Here is a 19,551-nt window from a genome sequence, read left to right as displayed (position 1 = left end):
CCCTGCCCCACCTCCCCCTCACCCGCAACGGCAAGATCGACCGCAACGCCCTACCCACCCCCGACACCACCAGCCGGTCCCGACCACCCGGCGACGCCGTGCAGCGGCAGCTCGCCGGGATCTGGGCGACGGTGCTGGGCGTCCCGGTCGCGGGCATCGGAGTCGACGACGACTTCTTCGGCGTCGGCGGGCACTCCCTGCTGGCCACCCAGGTCACCGCGCAGGCCGGCGCCGCGTTCGAGGTCGACCTGCCGGTCGCGGCGCTGTTCCGCGACCCGACGATCGCGGGGCTGGCCGGCGAGCTGCGCCGCGTCGAGCGCCGGCCCGGCTGGGTGGACACCGTGGCCGGCCTGCGCGAGGCCGTCGCCGCGCTCACCGAGGACCAGGCCCGCCGGGCGCTGGCCGCCGCCACCCGGCCCGAGCAGCCGTACGACCAGACAGGAGCACCGCGATGAGCGGCCCGTCGTCCGACCCGGTGGCCGCGCTGCTGCGGCCGGCACCCGGCTGGCCGGAGGAGGAACACCGGAGGTTGCTGGTACGGCTGCTGCGCGAGCGGCTGGGCACCACGCCGACCGGTCCCGCCACCGTCGCCCAGCGCCAGCTCTGGTTCCTGCAACAGTTGGAGCCGACCAGCACCGCGTACCACATCCTGACCGTGGTGCGGATGACGGGCGAGCTGGACCTGCCGGCCCTGCGCGGCGCGCTCGCCGCCGTCACCGACCGGCACGACCTGCTGCGGGCCACCTTCGCGATGGTCGACGACGAGGTGGTCGTGCGGATCGGCCCCCGCGCCCCGGTGCCCGTACCGGTCGTCGACCTGGGCGCGGTGGACGCCGCTATTCGCGAGGAGCGGGTGCGCGAGGAGCTGCGGCGGGCCCACGACGAGGTGTTCGACCTCGCCGACGGGCCGCTGCTGCGGGCGGTGGTGATCCGCTGCGGGGCCGATGAGCACCTGCTCGCGGTCACCGTGCACCACATCGTCTTCGACGGCTGGTCCCGCTCGGTCTTCTGGGAGCACTTCGCCACGGCGTACGACGCGCTGCGGGCGGGGGCGGTGCCGGACCTCGATCCGCCGGCGTCCGACGACGATCCCGACGACGCGGACGACCTCGCCGACGCCGAGGACCCGGATACCGCGCTGGCGTACTGGCGGGAGCGGTTGGCCGGCCTGCCCGACCTGGACCTGCCCGGCGTGGGCGACCGGGTGCCCGGGGCGTTGGCCTCCGGGCGGCGCCTCGACGTCCCGCTGGACCGCGGGGTGACGACCGCCCTGACCCGGCTGGGCCGGTCCCGGCGGGCCACCCCGTTCATGACGCTGCTGGCGGCGTACCTGGTGCTGCTGTCCGCGCGCACCGGCAGCAGCGACGTCGCCGTGCTGTCGCCGACGACGGGCCGCACGAGCGAGGCCGACGAGAGCCGCATCGGGTACTTCGTCAACACCGTGGTGCTGCGCGGCGACCTGGCGGGGAATCCGACCTTCGCCGAGGTCGTCGACCGGGTCCGGGAGCTGACCCTCGGGGCGTACGCCCACATGGCGGTGCCGTTCGAGCGGATCGTGGACGAGGTGCGTCCGGCGCGGGTGCCGGGCCGGATGCCGTTCTCGCAGTTCGCGTTCAGCGTCGAGGGTCGACCCGCGCCCCCGCCCCGCCTCGCCGGCCTGGGCACCGCCTGGATCGACGTGCACACCGGCACCGCGAAGTTCGACGTGCAGCTCGACGTCCTGACCGACGACTCGGGCGGGCTCGTGGCGGCCTGGACGTGGCGCGACGAGCTGTTCGACCCGGCGGAGCTGGCCGGCGTCGCCGAGGACTTCGTGGCGCTGCTGGGCGCGGTCGCCGCCGACCCGGAGGTCACCGTCGACGCGCTGCCCGTGCGGCGCCCGGCGCCGATCCCGGACGCGCCGACCGCGAAGCCGACGCCGGCGGCGCGTACCCGGGCGGGGGCGGCGTCCGGCACGCTGGTGCACCTCGGGGGGCCGACCGAGCGCCCGCCGCTGATCCTGCCGCACCCGGTCAGCGGCACCGTCGGCGCGTACGCCGAACTCGCCCGGCTGCTGCCCGCGCACCACCTGGTCGGCATCGAGTCGGGCGCCGACGCCACCGCGGACTCGGTCGACGCGCTCGCCGAGGCGTACCTGGCCCAGGTCCTCGCCCGCTGGCCGGCCGGCCCGTACCGGCTGTTCGGCTGGTCGATGGGCGGCCTGCTCGCGTACGAGATGTCCCGCCGGCTGGTGCGGGCCGGGCACCGCGTCGACCTGCTGGTGGTCGTGGACACCGCGCCCGGGCAGGCGCGCCCGGCCGCCGAGGGGACCGACGCCGGTGCGACGGCGGCCAGGTTCGCCGCGGACCTCGCCGCGTCGCTCGGCCGGGACCATCCCGCGCCGACGGCGGAGACGCTCGCCGCGCTGCCGGTCGAGGAACAGACGATGCTGCTGCGGCGGTGGCTGGTGGACGCCGGGGTGACCCCGGTGGCGCTGCCGGTGCGCGAGGTGCGCCGGCGGGTGGAGACCTTCGCCCGGCACGTGACGGCCGTCGCCGGGTACCGGCCGGAGGGTGCGGAGCTGCCGCTGACCGTCGTGCAGGCCGCCGCGTCGCCGCGCTGGCAGCCGCGCTGGAAGCGGTACGTGGACACCGGGATCACCGTGCACGAGTACGAGGGCGACCACTACTCGCTGCTGCGTCGGCCCACGGTGCAACGGATCGCCGGTTGGCTGGCCCCGGCGCTGGACGACCGGTGAGCGACGGCGACCGGCCCCTCGGCGGGTGACGCGGGCGTGGGGCCGCCGGGCGGCGGCCCCACGCCCGGACGGGTGCTACGGCGCCTCGGCCGCCATCGCCCGGCGCAGGCTCAGCGGGCGCATGTCCGTCCACACCGAGTCGATGTGCTCCAGGCACCGGGCGCGCGGGCCGACGAAGCCCTCCTCCCGCCAGCCCGCCGGGATCTCCCGCCCGTCCGGCCAGACCGAGTACTGCTCCTCGTCGTTGACCACGACCCGGCAGACGTCGGCCGGCTCGGTCTGTTCCACGCTCATCGTTCTCCTCCTCGCACCCCGGACACCTCGGTCAGGGCCCGGTCGATCCCGGCGATCCCGGCGGTCAACTCCTCCTCCGTGATGGTCAACGGAGGGAACAGGTGCAGCCGGTTGCCCGCCGCAAGCGGCCAGACGCCCTGCCGCTTGCACGCCGACAGGACGGCGGCCATCTCCGGCGCCAACGCCCCCGGGGCCGCGTACGGCGCCAGCGGCTCGCGGGTCGCGCGGTCCCGGACCAGCTCGACGGCCCAGGCCAGGCCGACGCCGCGGACGTCGCCGACGACCGGGTGGCGCTCGGCCAGCCCGGCCAGCGCCGGGGCCACCACGTCGCGACCGAGTACGGCCGCCCGCTCGACCAGGTTCTCCTCGCGCAGCACCCGCAGCGCCGCCACGATGGAGGCGCAGGCCAGCGGGTGCCCGGAGTAGGTGAGCCCGCCCGGATAGCGGCGGCGGGCGAAGTGGGCGGCCACCGCGCGGGACAGCAGCACCCCGCCGACCGGCACGTAGCCGGAGTTGACCCCCTTGGCGAACGTCATCAGGTCGGGCACCACACCCCAGAGGTCGGTGGCGAACCAGCGGCCGCACCGGCCGAAGCCCGTCATCACCTCGTCGGCGATCAGCAGGATGCCGTGCTCGTCGCAGAGCCGGCGGACGCCCGCCAGGTAGCCGTCCGGCGGCACCAGCACGCCGTTGCTGCCGACCACCGGCTCGACGAGGATCGCGGCGATCGTCTCCGGCCCCTCGTACCCGACGAGCCGGCGCAGGTGCGCCAACGCCCGTTCGCCCTCCTGCGCGGCGTTCTCGGCGTGGAACTCGCTGCGGTACGGGTACGGGCCCATGAAGTGCACGGCGCCGCCGCTGGCCGTGTCGACCGGCCAGCGGCGGGGATCGCCGGTCAGCGCCAGCGCCCCCGCCGTGGCCCCGTGGTAGGACCGGTAGGCGGCGAGCACCTTCGGCCGCCCCGTCACCACCCGCGCCATGCGCACGGCGTGCTCCACGGCCTCCGCCCCGCCGGTGGTGAACAGGACCGCCTCCAGGTCCCCCGGGGCGACCTCGACGATGGCCCGGGCCGCCTCGTCGCGGACGTCGACGGCGAACGACGGCGCGATCGTGCACATCCGTCCGGCCTGCTCACGCACCGCCGCCACCAGGGCCGGGTGCTGATGGCCCAGGTGCAGGTTGCCCATCTGGGCGTGCAGGTCGAGCCAGCGGTTGCCCTGCTCGTCCCAGAACCAGCTGCCCGCGCCGCCGGCCACGCGGACCGGATCGATCTCCTCCTGCGCGGACCAGGGGTAGAAGACCGGCCCGGTCACGACGCCTGCCGTTCGCGGACCAGGTCGACCTGCTCGCCCAGCGTCGGCGCCGCGAACACGTCCTGAAGGGAGAGCCGGACCTGGTACGCCTTGCGGATCCGGCTGATCAGGCGGATCGCGAAGAGCGAGTCGCCGCCCAGGTCGAAGAAGTCGTCCCCGGGGTCGACGCCGTCGACCTTGAGCAGGGCGGCCCAGATCTGCCCGAGCTGCTCGAGCACCTCGGAGCGGCCGTCGTCGCCCGTCGGGCCGGCCGGCGCGGCGGTCGGCTGCGCCGTGTCCGGGGCGGCCTGCGGCGGGGCGGTCGGCTGCCCGGCGGCGGGCACCAGTTCCAGCCGTCCCGCCGTGCTCCACCGCACGGTGGCCCCGGTGTCCCGCATCCGCGCCCCCGGCGTCCCGGCGTACGGGTCGTCGACGTCGCCCGCCCCGGCGATCCAGAGCCGCCCGGGGGTGTTGACCGGCACGGGCCGCGCGCGGTCGTCGAGGACGTAGCAGCGGGCCACCGCCGGCAGGTCGTCCCGTCCGGCCAGCTCGTCCGGCAGCCGCGCCGGGTTCCAGCCGTCGAGCACGGCCCGCAGCTCCCGGCGGGGCATGGCGGACAGCTCCCCCACCGGCCGTTCCTGGTCGGAGACGAGCTGGTCGAGCACGGTCAGCAGCGAGTCGAGGATCCGCTGGACGGTGGCGCGGTCGAACAGGGCGAGGCGGAAGTCGAGGCTGCCCACCATCCGGTCCTCGCCGACCTGGTTCACGGCCAGCGCCAGGTCGTACTTCGCCGAGGTCCACTCCGGCGGTTCGAGCCGCAGCGCCTCGACCGCGCCGAGCCGGAACCGGTCCGGCACCGCCCGACCGAAGCGGACGGACACCTGCACCAGCGCGGAGACCGCCGGGTCCCGCCGCGGGCGCAGCTCGCCGACCAGCGTGTCGAAGGGCACCCGGCGCAGCTCCAGCGCGGTCAGCACCGCGCCGCGTACGTCGTGCAGGAACTGGGCAACGGTGGCGTCCCGGTCGACCCGGATCCGCAGCGGCAGCAGGTTGACCAGGCAGCCGATCAGGTCGCGGGTCGAGGGGTCGTCGCGTTGCAGGCTCGGCGTGCCGATCAGCAGATCCTCGCCCGCGCCGTACGCGTTCAGGGTGCGGGCGAACGCGGCGGTCAGCAGGGTGAACGGGCTGGTGCGCGCGGCGGCGGCGGCCGCCACCAGCCGGGCGGCGAGGTCGTCGTCGATGGTGAAGCGCACCGACCCGCCCCGGTGGTCCAGCACCGGCGGCCGGGGCCGGTCCGTGGGCAGGGTGATCACCTGCGGGGCCCCGTCCAGGTACCGCCGCCACCGGGCGAGCTGGTCGGCCGCGCCGGGCCCGGCGAGCTCGGCCTGCTGCCGGCGGGCCACGTCCGCGTACTGGCACGGCACGTCCGGCAGCCGGACCGGCTCTCCCAGCGCGTACGAGGGGTAGAGCCGGGCCAGTTCGGCGAAGAAGATCTCCGCCGCCGTCGGGTCGGCGGCGACGTGGTGCACCACCAGCAGCAACGCCGTCCGGTCGGCGGGCAGCAGCACGGTCGCGACCCGGATCGGCCACTCCCGGGCGAGGTCCCACCGGCGGTCCCGCAGGCCCGTCACCCGCTCGTCGCCCGCCCAGCCGTCCCCGGAGGAGTCCCTGAGGTCGAGCCGCGCGATGCTCAGCGGCGCCGCCGGGTGGATGCGCTGGACCGGCTCCTCGTCGACCTCGACGATGGTGGTCCGCAGCGCCTCGTGCCGCCGGACGATCTCGTCGACCGCCGCGTGCAGTGCGCCGGTGTCCACCGGCCCGGTCAGCTCGACCGCTGCGGCGAGGTGGTACGCCGCCCCGCTCGTGCCGGCCTGCTCGGCCAACCAGATCGCCCGCTGCGCCACCGAGAGCGGGGCGGTGACCCCGTCGACCGCGTCGTCGGCGTCCCGGCGTCCGGACGCCACCGCGCGGGGCAGCGCCAGCGTCGGGGCGGCGTCGGCGTCGTGGCGCACCGTCAGCACCGGCGCGACGTCGCGCACCACGGTCAGCGCGTTGTCGGCGTCCGCCCCGGTGATCGCCAGCCGGATCCGCTCGCCGGGCGCGAACCGGTAGGCGATGGGGTGCAGCTCGATCTCCAGGCGGGCGTCGCCGTCGAGCTGGCCGCAGCCCTCGGTCACGTACAGGGACGTGCCGTCGGGGGCGACCGACTCGAGGAAGGCGAAGACGTCCGCCGGGCCGTCGGAGACCCGGGCCGCCAGGCGCAGCAGCGGGGCGCCGGCCAGCTCGACCGCCTCGGTCAGCGGCGCCGAGGTCCAGCACAGCGCCCGGGTGTCGTTGTCGGTCATGTCCGGCCGCTGGAAGGGCGAGCCGTAGCCGCTGGCCCACCGGCTGGTCTTGCCGGACGTGGTGGCGTAGTCCACCTCGTACCGGCGGGCCTCACCGACCCGGGGTTCCGGTCCCAGCTCGCCGGCCGGCCCGAGGTGCCAGGTGCCAGTCGTCGCCGGCTCCGGCGGCCAGGACCGGGCGGTGCGCCACTCGTCGGCGCCCAGCACGTGGTACCGGACGGTCGGGGAGTCCATGATCCCGGTGTCCCTGCCGCGCAGCCAGTGGTCGAACCAGCGCACGTGCTCGTCGGCCAGGTTGTAGCCGGCGCCGCCCAGCACGCCCCCGGTGTGCGGCCAGGGGCCGATGACCACCCGGTGCGGCACGGTCAGCCGGCGGGCCCACTCGGTCGCGTCGCGCGCCCAGACGTCGTGCCAGCCACCCAGGTGGTAGACGGCGACGCCGGAGGCGTTGATCGCCCCCAGCAGCTCCGACGGGCTGCGGGTCAGGTACGCCGCCTCGCCGGTGTCGGCCAGCCGCGACTCGCGTGCGGGCAGGCCGGCGAACATCGTCCGGACGTCCCGGTTCGCCACGTGCTGCTCGCGGGCGGCGGCCAGCAGGAGACCGTCGGGGTCGTCGTCGAGGGGCGCGACGGGGCCCCGCAGGTCGAGTTCGCGTACGTCCTCGCCCCAGGCGCGGGCGAAGTCGTCCCGGAACACCCCGCCGTCCCAGGCGAAGCGGTGCAGGTCGAACAGCGCCATCTGCGGGAAGATCGCCACCAGGTGCGGCGGGGCGGTGCTCGCCGCCAGGTACTGCGACACCCCCAGGTAGGAGCGGCCGAACATGCCGACCCGCCCGTCGCACCAGGGCTGGGCGGCGATCCACTCGGTGACGTCGTACGTGTCGGTCGCCTCGGCCGCCCCGAACGGACCGTCGCTGGTGCCGAACGACGCGCCGCTGCCGCGGCTGTCCACCACCACCACGACGTAGCCGCGGGCCAGCAGGCGCTGCGCGATCGGGAAGGCGCGCAGCGTCACCTCCCCGGGGGCCACCTCGGCCACGCCCAGGTCGTCGATGTCGGTGAGGTCGACGTCCGCCAGCTCGGCCCGCACCACCGCCAGGAAGTCGTCGCGCCCGGGGCGCGGCGACACCTGGTGGTAGCGGTCGTGGGCCCAGACGGCCGGCGCGGGGTCGCGCTGGCCGACCGGCCGGAAGACGTACGCGGCCAGCCGGGTCCCGTCGCGCGTGGCGACGTACCGCGAGTGGCAGGTCCAGGTGCGGCTCATGCCAGGTCGGCCCGTCCGTAGAGTTCCCGCGCCGGCACCCCGACGTCGGCGCAGCGCTGGAAGAACTCCGCCATCTGCTTGAGCTGGTACGACTCGTCGGTGTAGTTCGTGGCCATGACGAACACCAGCCAGGGCTCGCGGCCCATCGCGTACACGTACGCCTGCCGGGCCCGCAGCCGCCGCACGATGCCCATCGCCTCGACGGCGTCGGAGCCGTTGAGCTTGCGGCTGCGGCTCATCTTCTGGTCGATGCGGCGGGAGAAGAGCGGGCCGTACATCCAGGACAACGGGGCGCCGTCGCACTCCATGCCGAGGAACGCCATGTCGACGTCGCCGATCATGTCGTGGATGTGGCCGAACAGGGCCGGGTCGACGCAGCGGTTGTCCGCGCCGAAGTAGAGGTTCTTCCCTCCGGTACGCACCGAGTAGGTGACCTTCGCGGCGATGTCAAGGTCGCAGTGCTCGCCGACGAACGGGCACACCACGATCTGCCCGTCGGGCAGCTCGATGGTTTCGCCGGGCTCCACGTCGACCACGTTGGGGAAGCCGAGGGCCTCCAGGCACAGCCGCAGCGACGGGTCCTGCAACGCACCGGCGGCGGTCTTCGGCACGACCACCGTGCCGATGCGGTGCCGCAGCTTGAGCAGGGTGGCCAGTTCGAGGTGGTCCTGGTGCCCGTGCGTGATCAGCACGTAGTCGATGACGTCGGGCAGGTCGGCGTAGGCGTACCGGTCGCCGTCGCCGAGGGCGTCGGACAGGAACGGGTCGGTCATCACGGTGACCGGGCCGGACTGCACCACCACGCAGGCGTGCCCGAAGTAGCGCACCCGCAGCCCCGGGCCGTCCAGGTTGCGGTCCGGGCTCCCGCCGGGCTCGGCGGAGAACAGCCCGCTGAAGGTGGCCAGGTCGGCGTCGGAGACGCCGAACGCCTCCCGCAGCTCGCCGAAGGGGCGGGCCGTGGTCATGGTGGAGAAGAGCAGGTCGATGCGGGGGTCCCGCAGCGGCATGGTGGCCTGCACGTGCCCGTTGCCCGGGAACCGGGGCGTGGTCATCGCGAAGGGCCGCTCGTCGCCGGTGGCCAGCGACAGGTCCACCGAGTGGGCGGTCTCGTCGAAGTGCCGCGACCGGTAGAGCATCCGCTCGGCGAGCCGGATCCGGGCGTGGTCGTTGAGGTCGTAGACCAGCTCGACGTAGCCGCGCAGGGCCGGCGGGATCTCGCCGTAGCGGGGCGTCAGGTCGAACCCGTCGGCGAGCTTCTCCAGGTTGACCGTCAGCTCGTCCATCGCCGCCGACAGCTCCGGCATGGGCCCGTCGGCGAGCCGGGTCGCCAGGTCGGACACCCCGTCGAGCTGGTCGTCCTCCAGGTCGACGAACATGCCGCCGCGCAGCTTCGGGTCGCGCGCCGAGCGGCGGTGCAGCGCCGGCGCGTCGAGGAACGAGCGCAGCAGCGGTACGTGCAGCTTGGCGAAGTTCATCGCCGCCGGCACCGGCGACACCAGGTTCAGCCAGGCGTAGTACCGGTGGATCAGCGGTTCCAGCGCCAGGTTGGGCCGGGCGTGGACGAGGTCGTGGCTGGCGAAAGGCTGGTTCATCGCTCTCCCTCGGTCGGGTCGACCCGCAGTCGGTCACGGACGCTCCGGACGACCGTTGCGAGGTTGTGGAAGTCTTCGTCGTCGGTGGGGGTGTCCAGCACGAACGTGCGTACCCCGGCCCGGATCATGGCCAGCAGCCGCTCGACGGCGCCGGCGTGGTCGGCCACCAGGTACGGTCCGTCCGCCTGGCCGGAGCGGAACGGCGCGAGCCGGTACGCCGGGTCGACGGTCACGGCGCCGTGACCCGCCTCCGCCTCGGCGAAGAGCCGCTGCTTCCAGACCGAGTCGGTGTTGGCCATGGTGACCGCGGTGATCTTGGCGCCGTCCGGGTCCTCCGGGAAGCGGGCCGCGGCGACCCGCTCGGTCTCCTCCGCCGTGGCCCGGGTCAGCAGCCCGAAGTTCAACGCGCCGGCCGGCGTGCCGTCGGCGTCGGGCCGGCCCGCCGTGAGCATCTGGATGCTGGTGGCGCCCACCCGTGCGGCCACCTCGCGGGCGGCCGGGGACTGCCCCGCGACGAACAGCCGGGGCAGCAGGTGCGCGGGCAGCCCGGGCGTGAGCTGCAACCGCGACACCTGGTAGAACCGCCCGTCGAAGCTGAACGGTCGACGGCTGCCCAGCACCCCCATCATGATCTCGACGTACTCGGCGAGCCGCGCGTACCGGTCGTCGTGCTCCAGCCGGTCGCCGAGCGCGTCCAGGTCGCTGACGGCCGTGCCGGTGATCAGGTTGAGGTCGATGCGCCGCTGGTAGAGCAGGCCGAGCGAGGCGACCATCCGGGCCGCGGTGAAGGGGTGCTGGTAGACCGGGTTCACCGCGACCAGCGGGCTGAGCCGGGTGGTGCCGGCCGCCGCCGCGGTCGCCAGGATCCAGGGGTCGAGCACCGCGCCGCTGCCGGTGAAGATGAGCACCCCGTCGAGGTCCGCCGCGTCGGTGCGACGGATGACGGACATCGCCGTCTGCGAGTACTGCGTGAGGTCCCGTACCCGGGGGACCACGGTGATGAAGTTGACGTCGGGCACGGGGCTCACGCTCCCTCTTCGGCGACCGCGGCGAGCGCGGCCCGGATCTCCTGCGCCTCGCGCAGCTTGCCGTCGATCACCGCGGCGAGCGCGGCGACGGTGGGGGTCTCCAGGAACACGCCGAGTTGCAGCTCGACGTGGAAGGCCTGGGCGAGGTCCCGCAGCGTCCGGGCGGCGTTGAGGGAGTCCGCGCCGAGCATCAGCAACGAGTCGTGCAGCCCGATCCGGTCCACCCCGAGCCGGCGTCGCCACACGGCGGCCACCGCCTCCTCCAGGACCGTCCCGGCGGCGGGCTGGGCCTCGGCGGCCGGGGCCGTCGGCGCCGTGCCGGTCACGGGCGCCACGGCCACCGGGTCGACCCAGTGCCGCGAGCGCTGGAACGGGTACGTCGGCAGGCCGACGCGACGCCGCGACCCGCCCTCGTGCAGGGCGGCCCAGTCCACCTCGACGCCCCGGCGCCACAGCTCGCCGAGTGCGCCGAGCAGCCCCCGGAGGCTGCCGGCGTCGTCGGTCAGGGCCAGCGTCGACGCCTCGGCCGGGCCGACGGCCAGCGTGACGGCGGCCCCGGTCGGCGCGGCGGCCGGCGCCGGCGGGTGGGTGCCGGCGCGCAGCGCCCGGCCCGCCTGCGCCGTCGTCCAGCGGCCGTCGACGACGGCCGCCGTCACGGCGCCCGCGCCGTGGCCGTGGGCGGCGACCGGGGACACGCCGCAGGCGGCCAGCAGCCGGGCGAGCGCGAGCTGCCCGGTGACGGTGGCCGCGTCGGAGCCCGCCGGGGCGGAGCCCTGGTCGAGGCCCAGCTCGCCGGCCACCCGGTCGACCTCCGCCCGCAGCTGGGGCAGGGCGTCGCACAGCGCGGCCAGGGCGGGGCAGGTGGCGCCGAACGCGTACGCCACCGGGGTCGCCTCGGGCGACGCCTCCGCCGCGCCGACGGCGGACAACGCGCGGGCCGCCTCCCCGGCGTCGGCGGCCACCACGAAGGCCCGGTGACGGAACGCGCGACGCCCGACCTGGCTGGTGTAGGCGATGTCGGCGAGGGCCTGCCCCGGGTGGCTCCCGACGTGCTCGGCGAGCCGGGCCGCGGCGGCGGCCAGCGCCTCGCCGCCGGCCGCCGAGACGGTGAGCAGCACGGCGGGCGGGTTCGGACCCGACGGTGCGGGCGGCGGTGCCTGTTCGAGGATGACGTGCGCGTTGGTCCCGCCGACGCCGAACGAGCTGACCGCGGCCCGGCGCGGCCCCACCGCCTCCGGCCAGTCTCGCAGCATGTCGTTGACGCGGAACGGCCCCCGGTCGAGCGACGTCTGCGGGTTGGGCTTGCGGTAGTGGATCGACGGCGGCAGCTCGCCGTGGTGCACGGCGAGGACCGCCTTGATCAGCGAGGTCACGCCGGAGGCGGTGTCGAGGTTGCCGACGTTCGGCTTGACCGAGCCGATGGCCCACTCGGTGCCGGGGGCGGCGGTTCCGTACGCCTCCTCCAGGGCGGACACCTCGATCGAGTCGCCCATCAGCGTGCCGCTGCCGTTGGCCTCGACGTACTGGATGGACCTCGCCTCGACGTCGGCGACCCGCAGCGCCCGGCGGATCACCCGCACCTGACCCGACCGGCCGGGCGCCACGAAGCTGACCTTGCCGGCGCCGTCGTTGTTCACCGCCGAGCCCTTGACCAGGGCGTAGATCCGGTCGCCAGCGGCCTCGGCGTCCTCCCGGCGGCGCAGCACCACCACGCCCGCGCCGTCGCCCAGGTGGTAGCCGGCGGCCTCGGCGTCGAACGCCCGGCAGCGCCCGTCGGGCGAGTTGATGCCGTCGGCCTCGTGCCGGTAGCCACGCGGCACCGGGTTCTTGACGCTGACCGCGCCCACGATCGCCATGTCGCACTGGTAGTCGAGCAGGCTGCCGATCGCGTGGTGCAGCCCCACCAGGGCCGACGAGCAGTTGGTCTGCACCGTCATGCTCGGCCCGGTCAGGTCGAGCTTGTACGAGATGCGGGTGGCCAGGTTGTCCTTGTCGCTGGCGACGGCCATGCCCAGCCGGCCGGCGGAGTCGACCAGCTCCTGCTGGGGCAGCAGGTGGTAGAGCAGGTACTGGTTCAGGCCGCAGCCGGCGTACACGGCGATGTCGCCCGAGAAGCGGCGGCTGTCGTAGCCGGCGTCCTCCAGCGCCTCCCACGAGCACTCCAGCAGGATCCGGTGCTGCGGGTCGATCAGCGTCGCGTCGGTCGGCGAGTAGCCGAAGAACTGGGCGTCGAACCGGTCGGCGCCCTCGATGCCCGACCACATCGGCACGTACGCCGGGTCGGTGCGCTCCGCGGCCGGGAGGGCGTCCAGCTCGGCTGGGGTCAGCTGGCGGCCGGCGTCCACACCGTCGCGGAGCAGCTCCCAGAACTCGGCGACGCTCGCCGCGCCCGGGAACCGTCCGCTCATCCCCACGACGGCGATGTCCATCTCGCTGCTCATCGACTTCCCACTTCCTGGATTCGCTGGCGCATCAGCCGGCGGCGGTTCGCCACCTGCTCGGTGCGGTCGGGACCGGGGTCGGCGGGCGGTTCCGCCGCCGGGCGCGCGGGCTCGCCGAGGTGCTCGGCGAGCTTGCGCACGGTGGTGTGCTCGTACAGGTCGACCAGCGGGAACTGCCGGCCGATGAGCTCCTGGAGGCGGATGTGCACCTGCACCAGGCTCAGCGAGTTGCCGCCCACGTCGAAGAAGTTGTCGTCGAGCCCGACGGCGCCGACGCCCAGGACGTCCAGCCAGACCTCGGTGACCTGGGCCTGGAGCCCGCCGCCGCCCGCCGTGGGCGGCCGGGCCGTGGCGCCCGCGCCCAGGCGGGCCATCGCCTCCGTGGCCTCGGCCGCCACGGCGCGTCGGCTCACCTTGCCGGTCGCCGTGGTGGGCAGCTCGTCGACCAGGTGCAGCAGCGGCACCATGAACTCCGGCAGCCGCTGCCGCAGGTGGGTACGCAGGTCGTGCAGCAGGTCCCGCCGGGCGGTGGCGCGCAGCGGGTCGTTGGCCAGCTCCGGCCACTCGCCGCGCCGGGTGCGGGGCGGCGTCCAGCCGACCGCGTCGTCGGGCCGGCCCGCCGGCCAGAACCGCAGGTCCATCGCGTACGGGTCGCGTTCGGTCGACGGCACGACCGAGGTGCGCCGGCCCAGCGCCTCGCCGATGCTCCAGCAGTCCTCCGGGTCGACCCCGGCCGGCAGTTCACCCGCCGGGCGCGTCACCGGGTCCGCGTCGGCGAGCCCGGCCAGCCGGCGTACGGGGCCGGCGACCGTGACCAGCCGCGCGTTCGGCACGCCGCGCACCTCCACCGGGCGGTTGCGGTTGCCGCGCAGCAGGCCGCGCAGCCGGGCGACGTCCAGGGCGTCGCCGGCCCAGTCGAGCCGCAGCGGGTCGAGCGGGTCGGTGGCGGGGCGCTGCGGGTCGGCGCCCACGTGCAGGACGACGTCGTAGCGGAACGCGCTCAGCTCGTTGGCCTGCCGCCCCCGCTTGAGATGCAGTTCCGCCCCGGTCACCCCGGGCAGCCAGTCCGGGGCGGTGAGGAAGAGGTCGGGGGCCAGCACTAGTTCGTCGTCGGCGAGCACCCGGGCGGCGACGCGGCGGCGCAGCTCGCCCACGGTCAGGCCGGGTTCCGATTCGGCGCCCAGCTCCACCGAGGCGTGGAACACCTCCAGCAGGTCCAGGTCGCGTACGTCGCCGAGGTAGATCCGCCCGCCGGGCGCGGCCGCCGTGACCGCCGCGCGCAGCACCTCGCGCAGGTAGTCGTGGTTGGGGAAGTACTGGGTCACCGAGTGCAGCACCACGGTGTCGAAGCTGGCGGCCTCGATGCCGGTGACGTCGTCGGCCTCGCGCAGCAGCAACGTGACGGACTCCCGGTCGACCCCCTCGGCGTCGAGCCGCTGTTCGAGCACCTTCAGCCCGGCGGCGGAGAAGTCCGTGCCGACGTACGCCTCGCAGTCCGGCGCCAGCGCCAGGGTCAGGTTGCCCGTGCCGCAGCCCAGCTCCAGCAGCCGGCGGGGACGCAGCTCGCGGATGCGCCGGACCGCCTGGTCGATCCACTCGCCCATCTCGACGTCGGTGAACGGCGCGCCCGTGTAGCTGCTGGTCCAGATCGCCTGCTGGGCCTCCTCGGCGGGACCGGCCTCGGTGTACATCCGGTCGTAGAGCAGCCGCCAGTCCGACACCCGGGTGGTGGCCGGCGCCCCGCCCGGATCGGCGCCGGCCGGCGCGGACGACCCGCTGCGCTGCCGGGGCACGACCGCCGCCACGATCCGCTGTTCCCCGCCGCCCGGCGCCTCGGCGAGCGCGGCCACGGCGGCGGCGACCCCGGGGTGGGCCCGCAACGTCGCCTCGATCTCGCCCAGCTCGATCCGGAAGCCACGGACCTTCACCTGGTGGTCGGCCCGGCCCAGGAACTCCAGCCGCCCGTCGTGGCTGAACCGGCCCCGGTCACCGGTGCGGAACAGCCGCTCGCCGCTGCCGTACGGGTCGGGGACGAAGCGCGCCGCCGTCAACGCGGGCTGGTCGAGGTAGCCACGGGCCAGGCCGGCCCCGCCGACGTAGACCTCGCCGGCGAAGCGGGGCGGCACCGGCCGCAGGGCCTCGTCGAGCACGTAGATCCGGGTGTTGCCGATCGGCCGCCCGACGCTGCCGACCCGCTCCGGTCCGGTGACCACGTCCAGGGTCACGTCGGCGGAGATCTCCGACGAGCCGTAGAGGTCGACCAGGACGCAGCCGGGCAGGGCGGCCAGCCAGCGCGCGGCCAGGTCCGGGGTCAGCGCCTCGCCGCTGGAGTGGCAGTAGCGCAGCGCCGACAGCCGCTCGCCGGCGTCGGGGACGCCGTCGAGGATGGCCCGCAGCAGCGACGGTACGGCCACCAGGCGGGTGACCCGGTGCCGGGCGAGCAGGTCGACCAGGCGGACCGGGTCGCGTCCGACGTCCTCGGGCACCACGACGAGCGGGGCGCCGGCGAAGAGCGGGAGGAACATCTCGCCGCCGGAGTCGAAGAAGCTCAGCGACGTCTTGTGGCTGCCCACCTCGCCCGGCCCCATCGGGAAGCGGTCCATGATCCACCGCTGCCGGTTGACGATGCCCCGGTGCAGGCCGAGGACACCGCGCGGGGTGCCGGTCGACCCGGAGGTGTAGACGACGTAGGCCACGTCGTCGGGGTGGGCCGTGCGCCGCGGGTCGCGGTCGTCCTCGGCGGCGAGTGACGCGTCGGCCGGGTCGACCACCTCGACGTCGGGCAGGTCGACGGCCGCGTCGGGGGCGGCGACCAGCAGCCGGGCTCCGGAGTCGGCGAGCATGAACCGCAGCCGGTCCACCGGGTACGACGGGTCGAGCGGCACGTAGGCCGCACCGGTCTTGAGGATGGCCAGCACGGCGGTGAGGCTGACCGTGGAGCGGGGCACCAGCAGGCCGACCCGGGTGCCCCGACCGGCGCCCAGCCGGATCAGCCGGTGGGCCAGCCGGTTCGCCGCCGCGTTCAGCTCGGCGTAGGTGAGCCGGGTGGTGTCGTCGATCGCGGCCGGCGCGTCCGGGGTCCGTCTGGCCTGCTCGGCGACGATCTCCGGCGCGCAGCGTTCGGTGTCGTAGTCGGCCGTGGTGTCGTTCCACTCCACCAGCACCCGCCGCCGCCCCTCGGCGCCGAGCAGGGGCAGGGCGCCGACCGGGGTCGCCGGCGCCGCGACGGCCGCGGCCAGCAGCGCGGTCAGCGCCTCGGCCAGCACGCCCACCGTGTCGGCGTCGAAGAGGTCGGTGCTGTAGTCGAAGGTGCCCAGCAGCTCGCCGCCGTGCTCGCCCAGATAGAGGGAGAGGTCGTAGTAGGTGGCCCGTTGCCGCACCGGCCGGTTGCGTACCCGCAGCCCGGCCCAGTCCCCCAGCGCCCCCTCGTGGTTGAGCACCATCGGCGCGAGGCCGAGCCGGTCGGTGCCGCGCCCGTGCTGGTAGGCGAAGGCCGCGCTGATCAGCGCGCCACGGCTGGGGTCGGCGGCCTGCCCGAGCCCCTCGACGATCCGCCCGAACGGCACCTCGGCGCGGTCGGAGGCGGCCAGCACCGCGTCGTGCGCCGCCCGGGCCAGAGCGCCGAACTCCGGGTCGCCGGACAGGTCCACCGGCACCGCCAGCGGGTTGACCAGGTAGCTGACCAGGTCGGCGAAGCGGCCCCGGACCCGGCCCGCGTGCACGAAGCCGAGCGGGAACTCCGCCTGGCCGGCGTAGCGCGACAGCACGGCCGCGTAGCCGGCGAAGAGCACGGCGGTGCGGCTCACCCCGTGCGAGGCGGCCAGCGCGTCGATCCCGGCGCACAGGTCGGGGCCGAGCCGGAAGGCGTGGGCGGCGCCCCGGAACGTGCGCACCGACGGGCGGGGCCGGTCGGTCGGCAGGTCCAGCGGCACGAGGTCGGCGACCTGCGCCTGGCACGTCGCGGTCAGCTCCCGGCCGGCCGCGCCGTCCAGGAAGGAGCGCTGCCAGGCGACGAACTCGGCCGGGTGGGCGGTGGGCGCCGGCGGCGCCGCGTCGTCCCCGGCGGCGTGCCGGCCGTAGCCGGTCGCCAGGTCCTCGACCAGCACCGCCAGCGACCACACGTCCATGACGCTGTGGTGGGTGCACAGCAGCAGCGTGTGGCGGTCCGCCGCCTGCCGGAACAGCACGGCGCGCAGCAGGGGCGGGCCGTCGAAGCCGACCCCGAGTTCCGCCTCGATCTCCCGGTCGAGGCGGCCCGCCGGCCAGTCGGTCGCGTCGCGTACGTCCAGCGTGACCTCGGCGTCGCCGACCACCCGCTGGGTGACCTCGGCGCCGGCGTCGTCGTAGCGGGTCAGCAGGGCGGGATGCCGGACGCCGAGGTCGCGCACCGCGCGGGCCAGCGCGTCGACGTCCAGCTCGCCGTCGACGGTGACGGCGCGGCACAGGTTGAGGTTGGCCGGGTCGTCGGCGAGGGCGCCCTGGAACCAGATGGCGCGCTGGCCGTACGACAGCGGGTAGGGCCGGTCGGCGGCGGGCGCGGCGGCGGGTGGGTCGGCCGGCGCGGGCGCGGCCGGCAGCGCGGCGGCCAGCTCGGCCACCGTGCTGTCGCCCAGCAGGTCGGTCAGGGACGGGCGGACGCCCCACTCCCCCTCGATCAGGTGTTGCAGCTCCACGGCGCGCAGCGAGTCGAACCCGAGCTCCGGCAGGGTGCGGTCCGGGTCGATCCGCTCCGGGTCGACCTCGATCAGCCCGCCGGCCAGGACCCGCAGCCGCTGCGCCTGCGCCGGTACGGCGGCCGCAGCGGGGCGCGCGGCCGGGCGCAGGGGGTCGTCCGCGACGATCGTCGCGCTGCCCGCGGCGTACGCCCGGGCGCAGTCGCCCCGCCGGGTCTTGCCGCTGGTGGTGACGGGGATGGTGCCCGGCGGTACGGCCAGCACCCGGTGCAGGTCCAGCCCGTGCACCGTCACCACGGCACGGCGGGCCGCCTCGGCGATCGCGGGCGCCTCCTGGGCGGCCCTGTCGGAGCGGGTCTCGTACCACAGGACCACGGCCTCGCCGACGCCGTGGCCGTCGTCGGCGACGTCCACACCGAACGCCGCGATCCGCCCACCGAGGCGGGGGCAGGCGGCGCGGACGGTCTGCTCGATGTCGTCCGGGTAGTGGTTCTGGCCCCGGATGACCACCGTCTCCTTGATCCGGCCCCGGACGTACAGGTGCCCGTCCTGCTGGAAGCCGAGGTCGCCGGTGCGCAGGTAGGGGCCGTCGGCGGGGTCGCCGCCGAGGGTGGCGTGCAGCGTGCGGGCGGACTCCTCCGGCCGGTTCCAGTACCCGTCGACGACGCTGCCGCCGCGGACCCAGATCTCGCCGGCGGTGCCGTCGGCGACGGGCTGGCCGGCCGCATCGACGATCCGGACCTCCGCCTCGGGCAGGATCTCGCAGCCGACGACCTCCGTGCCGGGGCGGGCGGCGGAACCGGTCGGCTCCTCGTCGGCCACGGTGGTCACGACGGGACGCTGCGGGCGGGCCCGCCCGGCGACCAGGAGCGTCGCCTCGGCCAGCCCGTAGCAGGGCAGGAAGGCCCGCTCGTCGAACCCGTGCGGGGCGAACGCCAAGGCGAAGGCGCGCAGGGTCGCCGCGCGTACCGGCTCCGCGCCGTTGAAGGCCACCCGCCAGGAGCTGAGGTCCAGGGCGGCGCGGTCGGCCGGGGCGACCTTGCGTACGCACAGGTCGTAGGCGAAGTTGGGCCCACCGCTGATGGTGGCCCGGTAACGGCTGATCGCCTCGAGCCACCGCACGGGCGTACGGATGAACGTCGCCGGGTCCATCAGCACCGTCGGCACCCCGAGGTACACGGGGGTCAGCAGGGTGCCGATCAGTCCCATGTCGTGGTGCGGGGGCAGCCAGGAGGCCATCACGGTCTCGTCGTCGAAGGCGAAGGAGCGGCGGATGGCCCGCAGGTTCTCCAGCAGGTTCGCGTGGCTGACCATCACGCCCTTGGGGGTGCTGGTGGTGCCCGAGGTGTACTGGAGGAACGCCAGTCCGCCCTCGTCCACCGCCGGCTGCCAGCCGGTGGGGGCGGTGTCGAGGGATTCGATCTCCAGGACCGGCAGCCGACGACCGGGCATGAGCGTGCCCAGGTCGACCGCGGCGGTGACCGCGCGGGCGGCCAGCACGGCGGTGGCCTGCGCGTCGTCGAGGATGCGCCCGACCACCGGCGCGCTGGCCCGGTTGAGCCGGGCCGCCAGCGGCACCGGCACGGTGCCGGCGTAGAGGCAGCCGAAGAAGCCGGCGAGGAAGTCGACGCCCGCCCCGACGAGCATCAGCACCCGGTCCCCCGGACGGCAGTGTCCGGCCAGGGCGGCGCCGACCCGGCGGGCCCGGGCGTCGAGCGTCGCGTAGTCCACCGTGTCGGTCGAGCCGTCCTCGGCCACCAGGTGCAGGGCGGGGCTGCCGGGCTGGACCCGCGCCTGGTGGGACAGGGCGGCGCCCAGGTTGACGACGTCCGTCGCCTCGTGGGTCAACGCGCCGGTGTGTTCGGTCATCTGGCTCTCCACTCGCT

General features: G+C 75.4%; 9 protein-coding genes. 2 read left to right on the top strand and 7 right to left on the bottom strand.

Annotated elements, in window-relative coordinates:
• Together AC5L34_RS25890 and AC5L34_RS25885 are read left to right on the top strand one after the other, a co-directional pair.
• Positions 1-455 (top strand): phosphopantetheine-binding protein (locus AC5L34_RS25890; RefSeq protein ID WP_441177406.1); only part of this gene is annotated, 455 nt, incomplete at its 5' end.
• A complete protein-coding gene (locus AC5L34_RS25885) occupies positions 452-2,737 on the top strand; it encodes a condensation domain-containing protein (protein ID WP_494827355.1) in 2,286 nt (761 codons plus the stop codon). The genes AC5L34_RS25890 and AC5L34_RS25885, both read left to right, overlap by 4 nt.
• A 75-nt stretch (positions 2,738-2,812) precedes the next feature.
• Here the strand turns inward: AC5L34_RS25885 and AC5L34_RS25880 are convergent, their stop codons facing one another.
• Genes AC5L34_RS25880 through AC5L34_RS25850 form a run of 7 tightly spaced genes read right to left on the bottom strand, consistent with a single transcriptional unit; the run spans position 2,813 to position 19,534 of the window.
• Positions 2,813-3,025, bottom strand: coding sequence for an MbtH family protein (locus AC5L34_RS25880; protein WP_441177409.1), 213 nt, complete (start codon positions 3,023-3,025; stop codon positions 2,813-2,815).
• Positions 3,026-3,027: 2 nt separating this feature from the next.
• A complete protein-coding gene (locus tag AC5L34_RS25875) occupies positions 3,028-4,344 on the bottom strand; it encodes an aminotransferase class III-fold pyridoxal phosphate-dependent enzyme (protein WP_494827353.1) in 1,317 nt (438 codons plus the stop codon).
• Positions 4,341-7,931: a CocE/NonD family hydrolase gene (locus AC5L34_RS25870; protein WP_494827351.1), complete on the bottom strand. Its 3,591-nt coding sequence runs from the start codon at positions 7,929-7,931 to the stop codon at positions 4,341-4,343. Before AC5L34_RS25870 ends, AC5L34_RS25875 begins: the two co-directional genes overlap by 4 nt.
• The gene (locus AC5L34_RS25865) at positions 7,928-9,523 is read right to left on the bottom strand and encodes an MBL fold metallo-hydrolase (RefSeq protein ID WP_441177402.1); all 1,596 of its coding nucleotides are present in this window, start codon (positions 9,521-9,523) and stop codon (positions 7,928-7,930) included. Before AC5L34_RS25865 ends, AC5L34_RS25870 begins: the two co-directional genes overlap by 4 nt.
• The gene (locus AC5L34_RS25860) at positions 9,520-10,551 is read right to left on the bottom strand and encodes an LLM class flavin-dependent oxidoreductase (protein WP_494827349.1); all 1,032 of its coding nucleotides are present in this window, start codon (positions 10,549-10,551) and stop codon (positions 9,520-9,522) included. Before AC5L34_RS25860 ends, AC5L34_RS25865 begins: the two co-directional genes overlap by 4 nt.
• On the bottom strand, positions 10,548-12,992 hold the full coding sequence (locus AC5L34_RS25855) for a beta-ketoacyl synthase N-terminal-like domain-containing protein (protein ID WP_494827347.1): 2,445 nt from the start codon (positions 12,990-12,992) through the stop codon (positions 10,548-10,550). The genes AC5L34_RS25860 and AC5L34_RS25855 overlap by 4 nt, the downstream gene beginning before the upstream one ends.
• Positions 12,989-19,534, bottom strand: a complete 6,546-nt coding sequence (locus AC5L34_RS25850; RefSeq protein ID WP_494827345.1) for a class I SAM-dependent methyltransferase — start codon at positions 19,532-19,534, stop codon at positions 12,989-12,991. Before AC5L34_RS25850 ends, AC5L34_RS25855 begins: the two co-directional genes overlap by 4 nt.
• Positions 19,535-19,551 lie beyond the last annotated feature (17 nt).

The sequence above is a fragment of the Micromonospora sp. ZG13 genome (assembly GCF_059359355.1).
The sequence above is the reverse complement of the archived record's forward strand: the minus strand, read 5'-3'. Positions and strand labels throughout refer to the sequence as shown.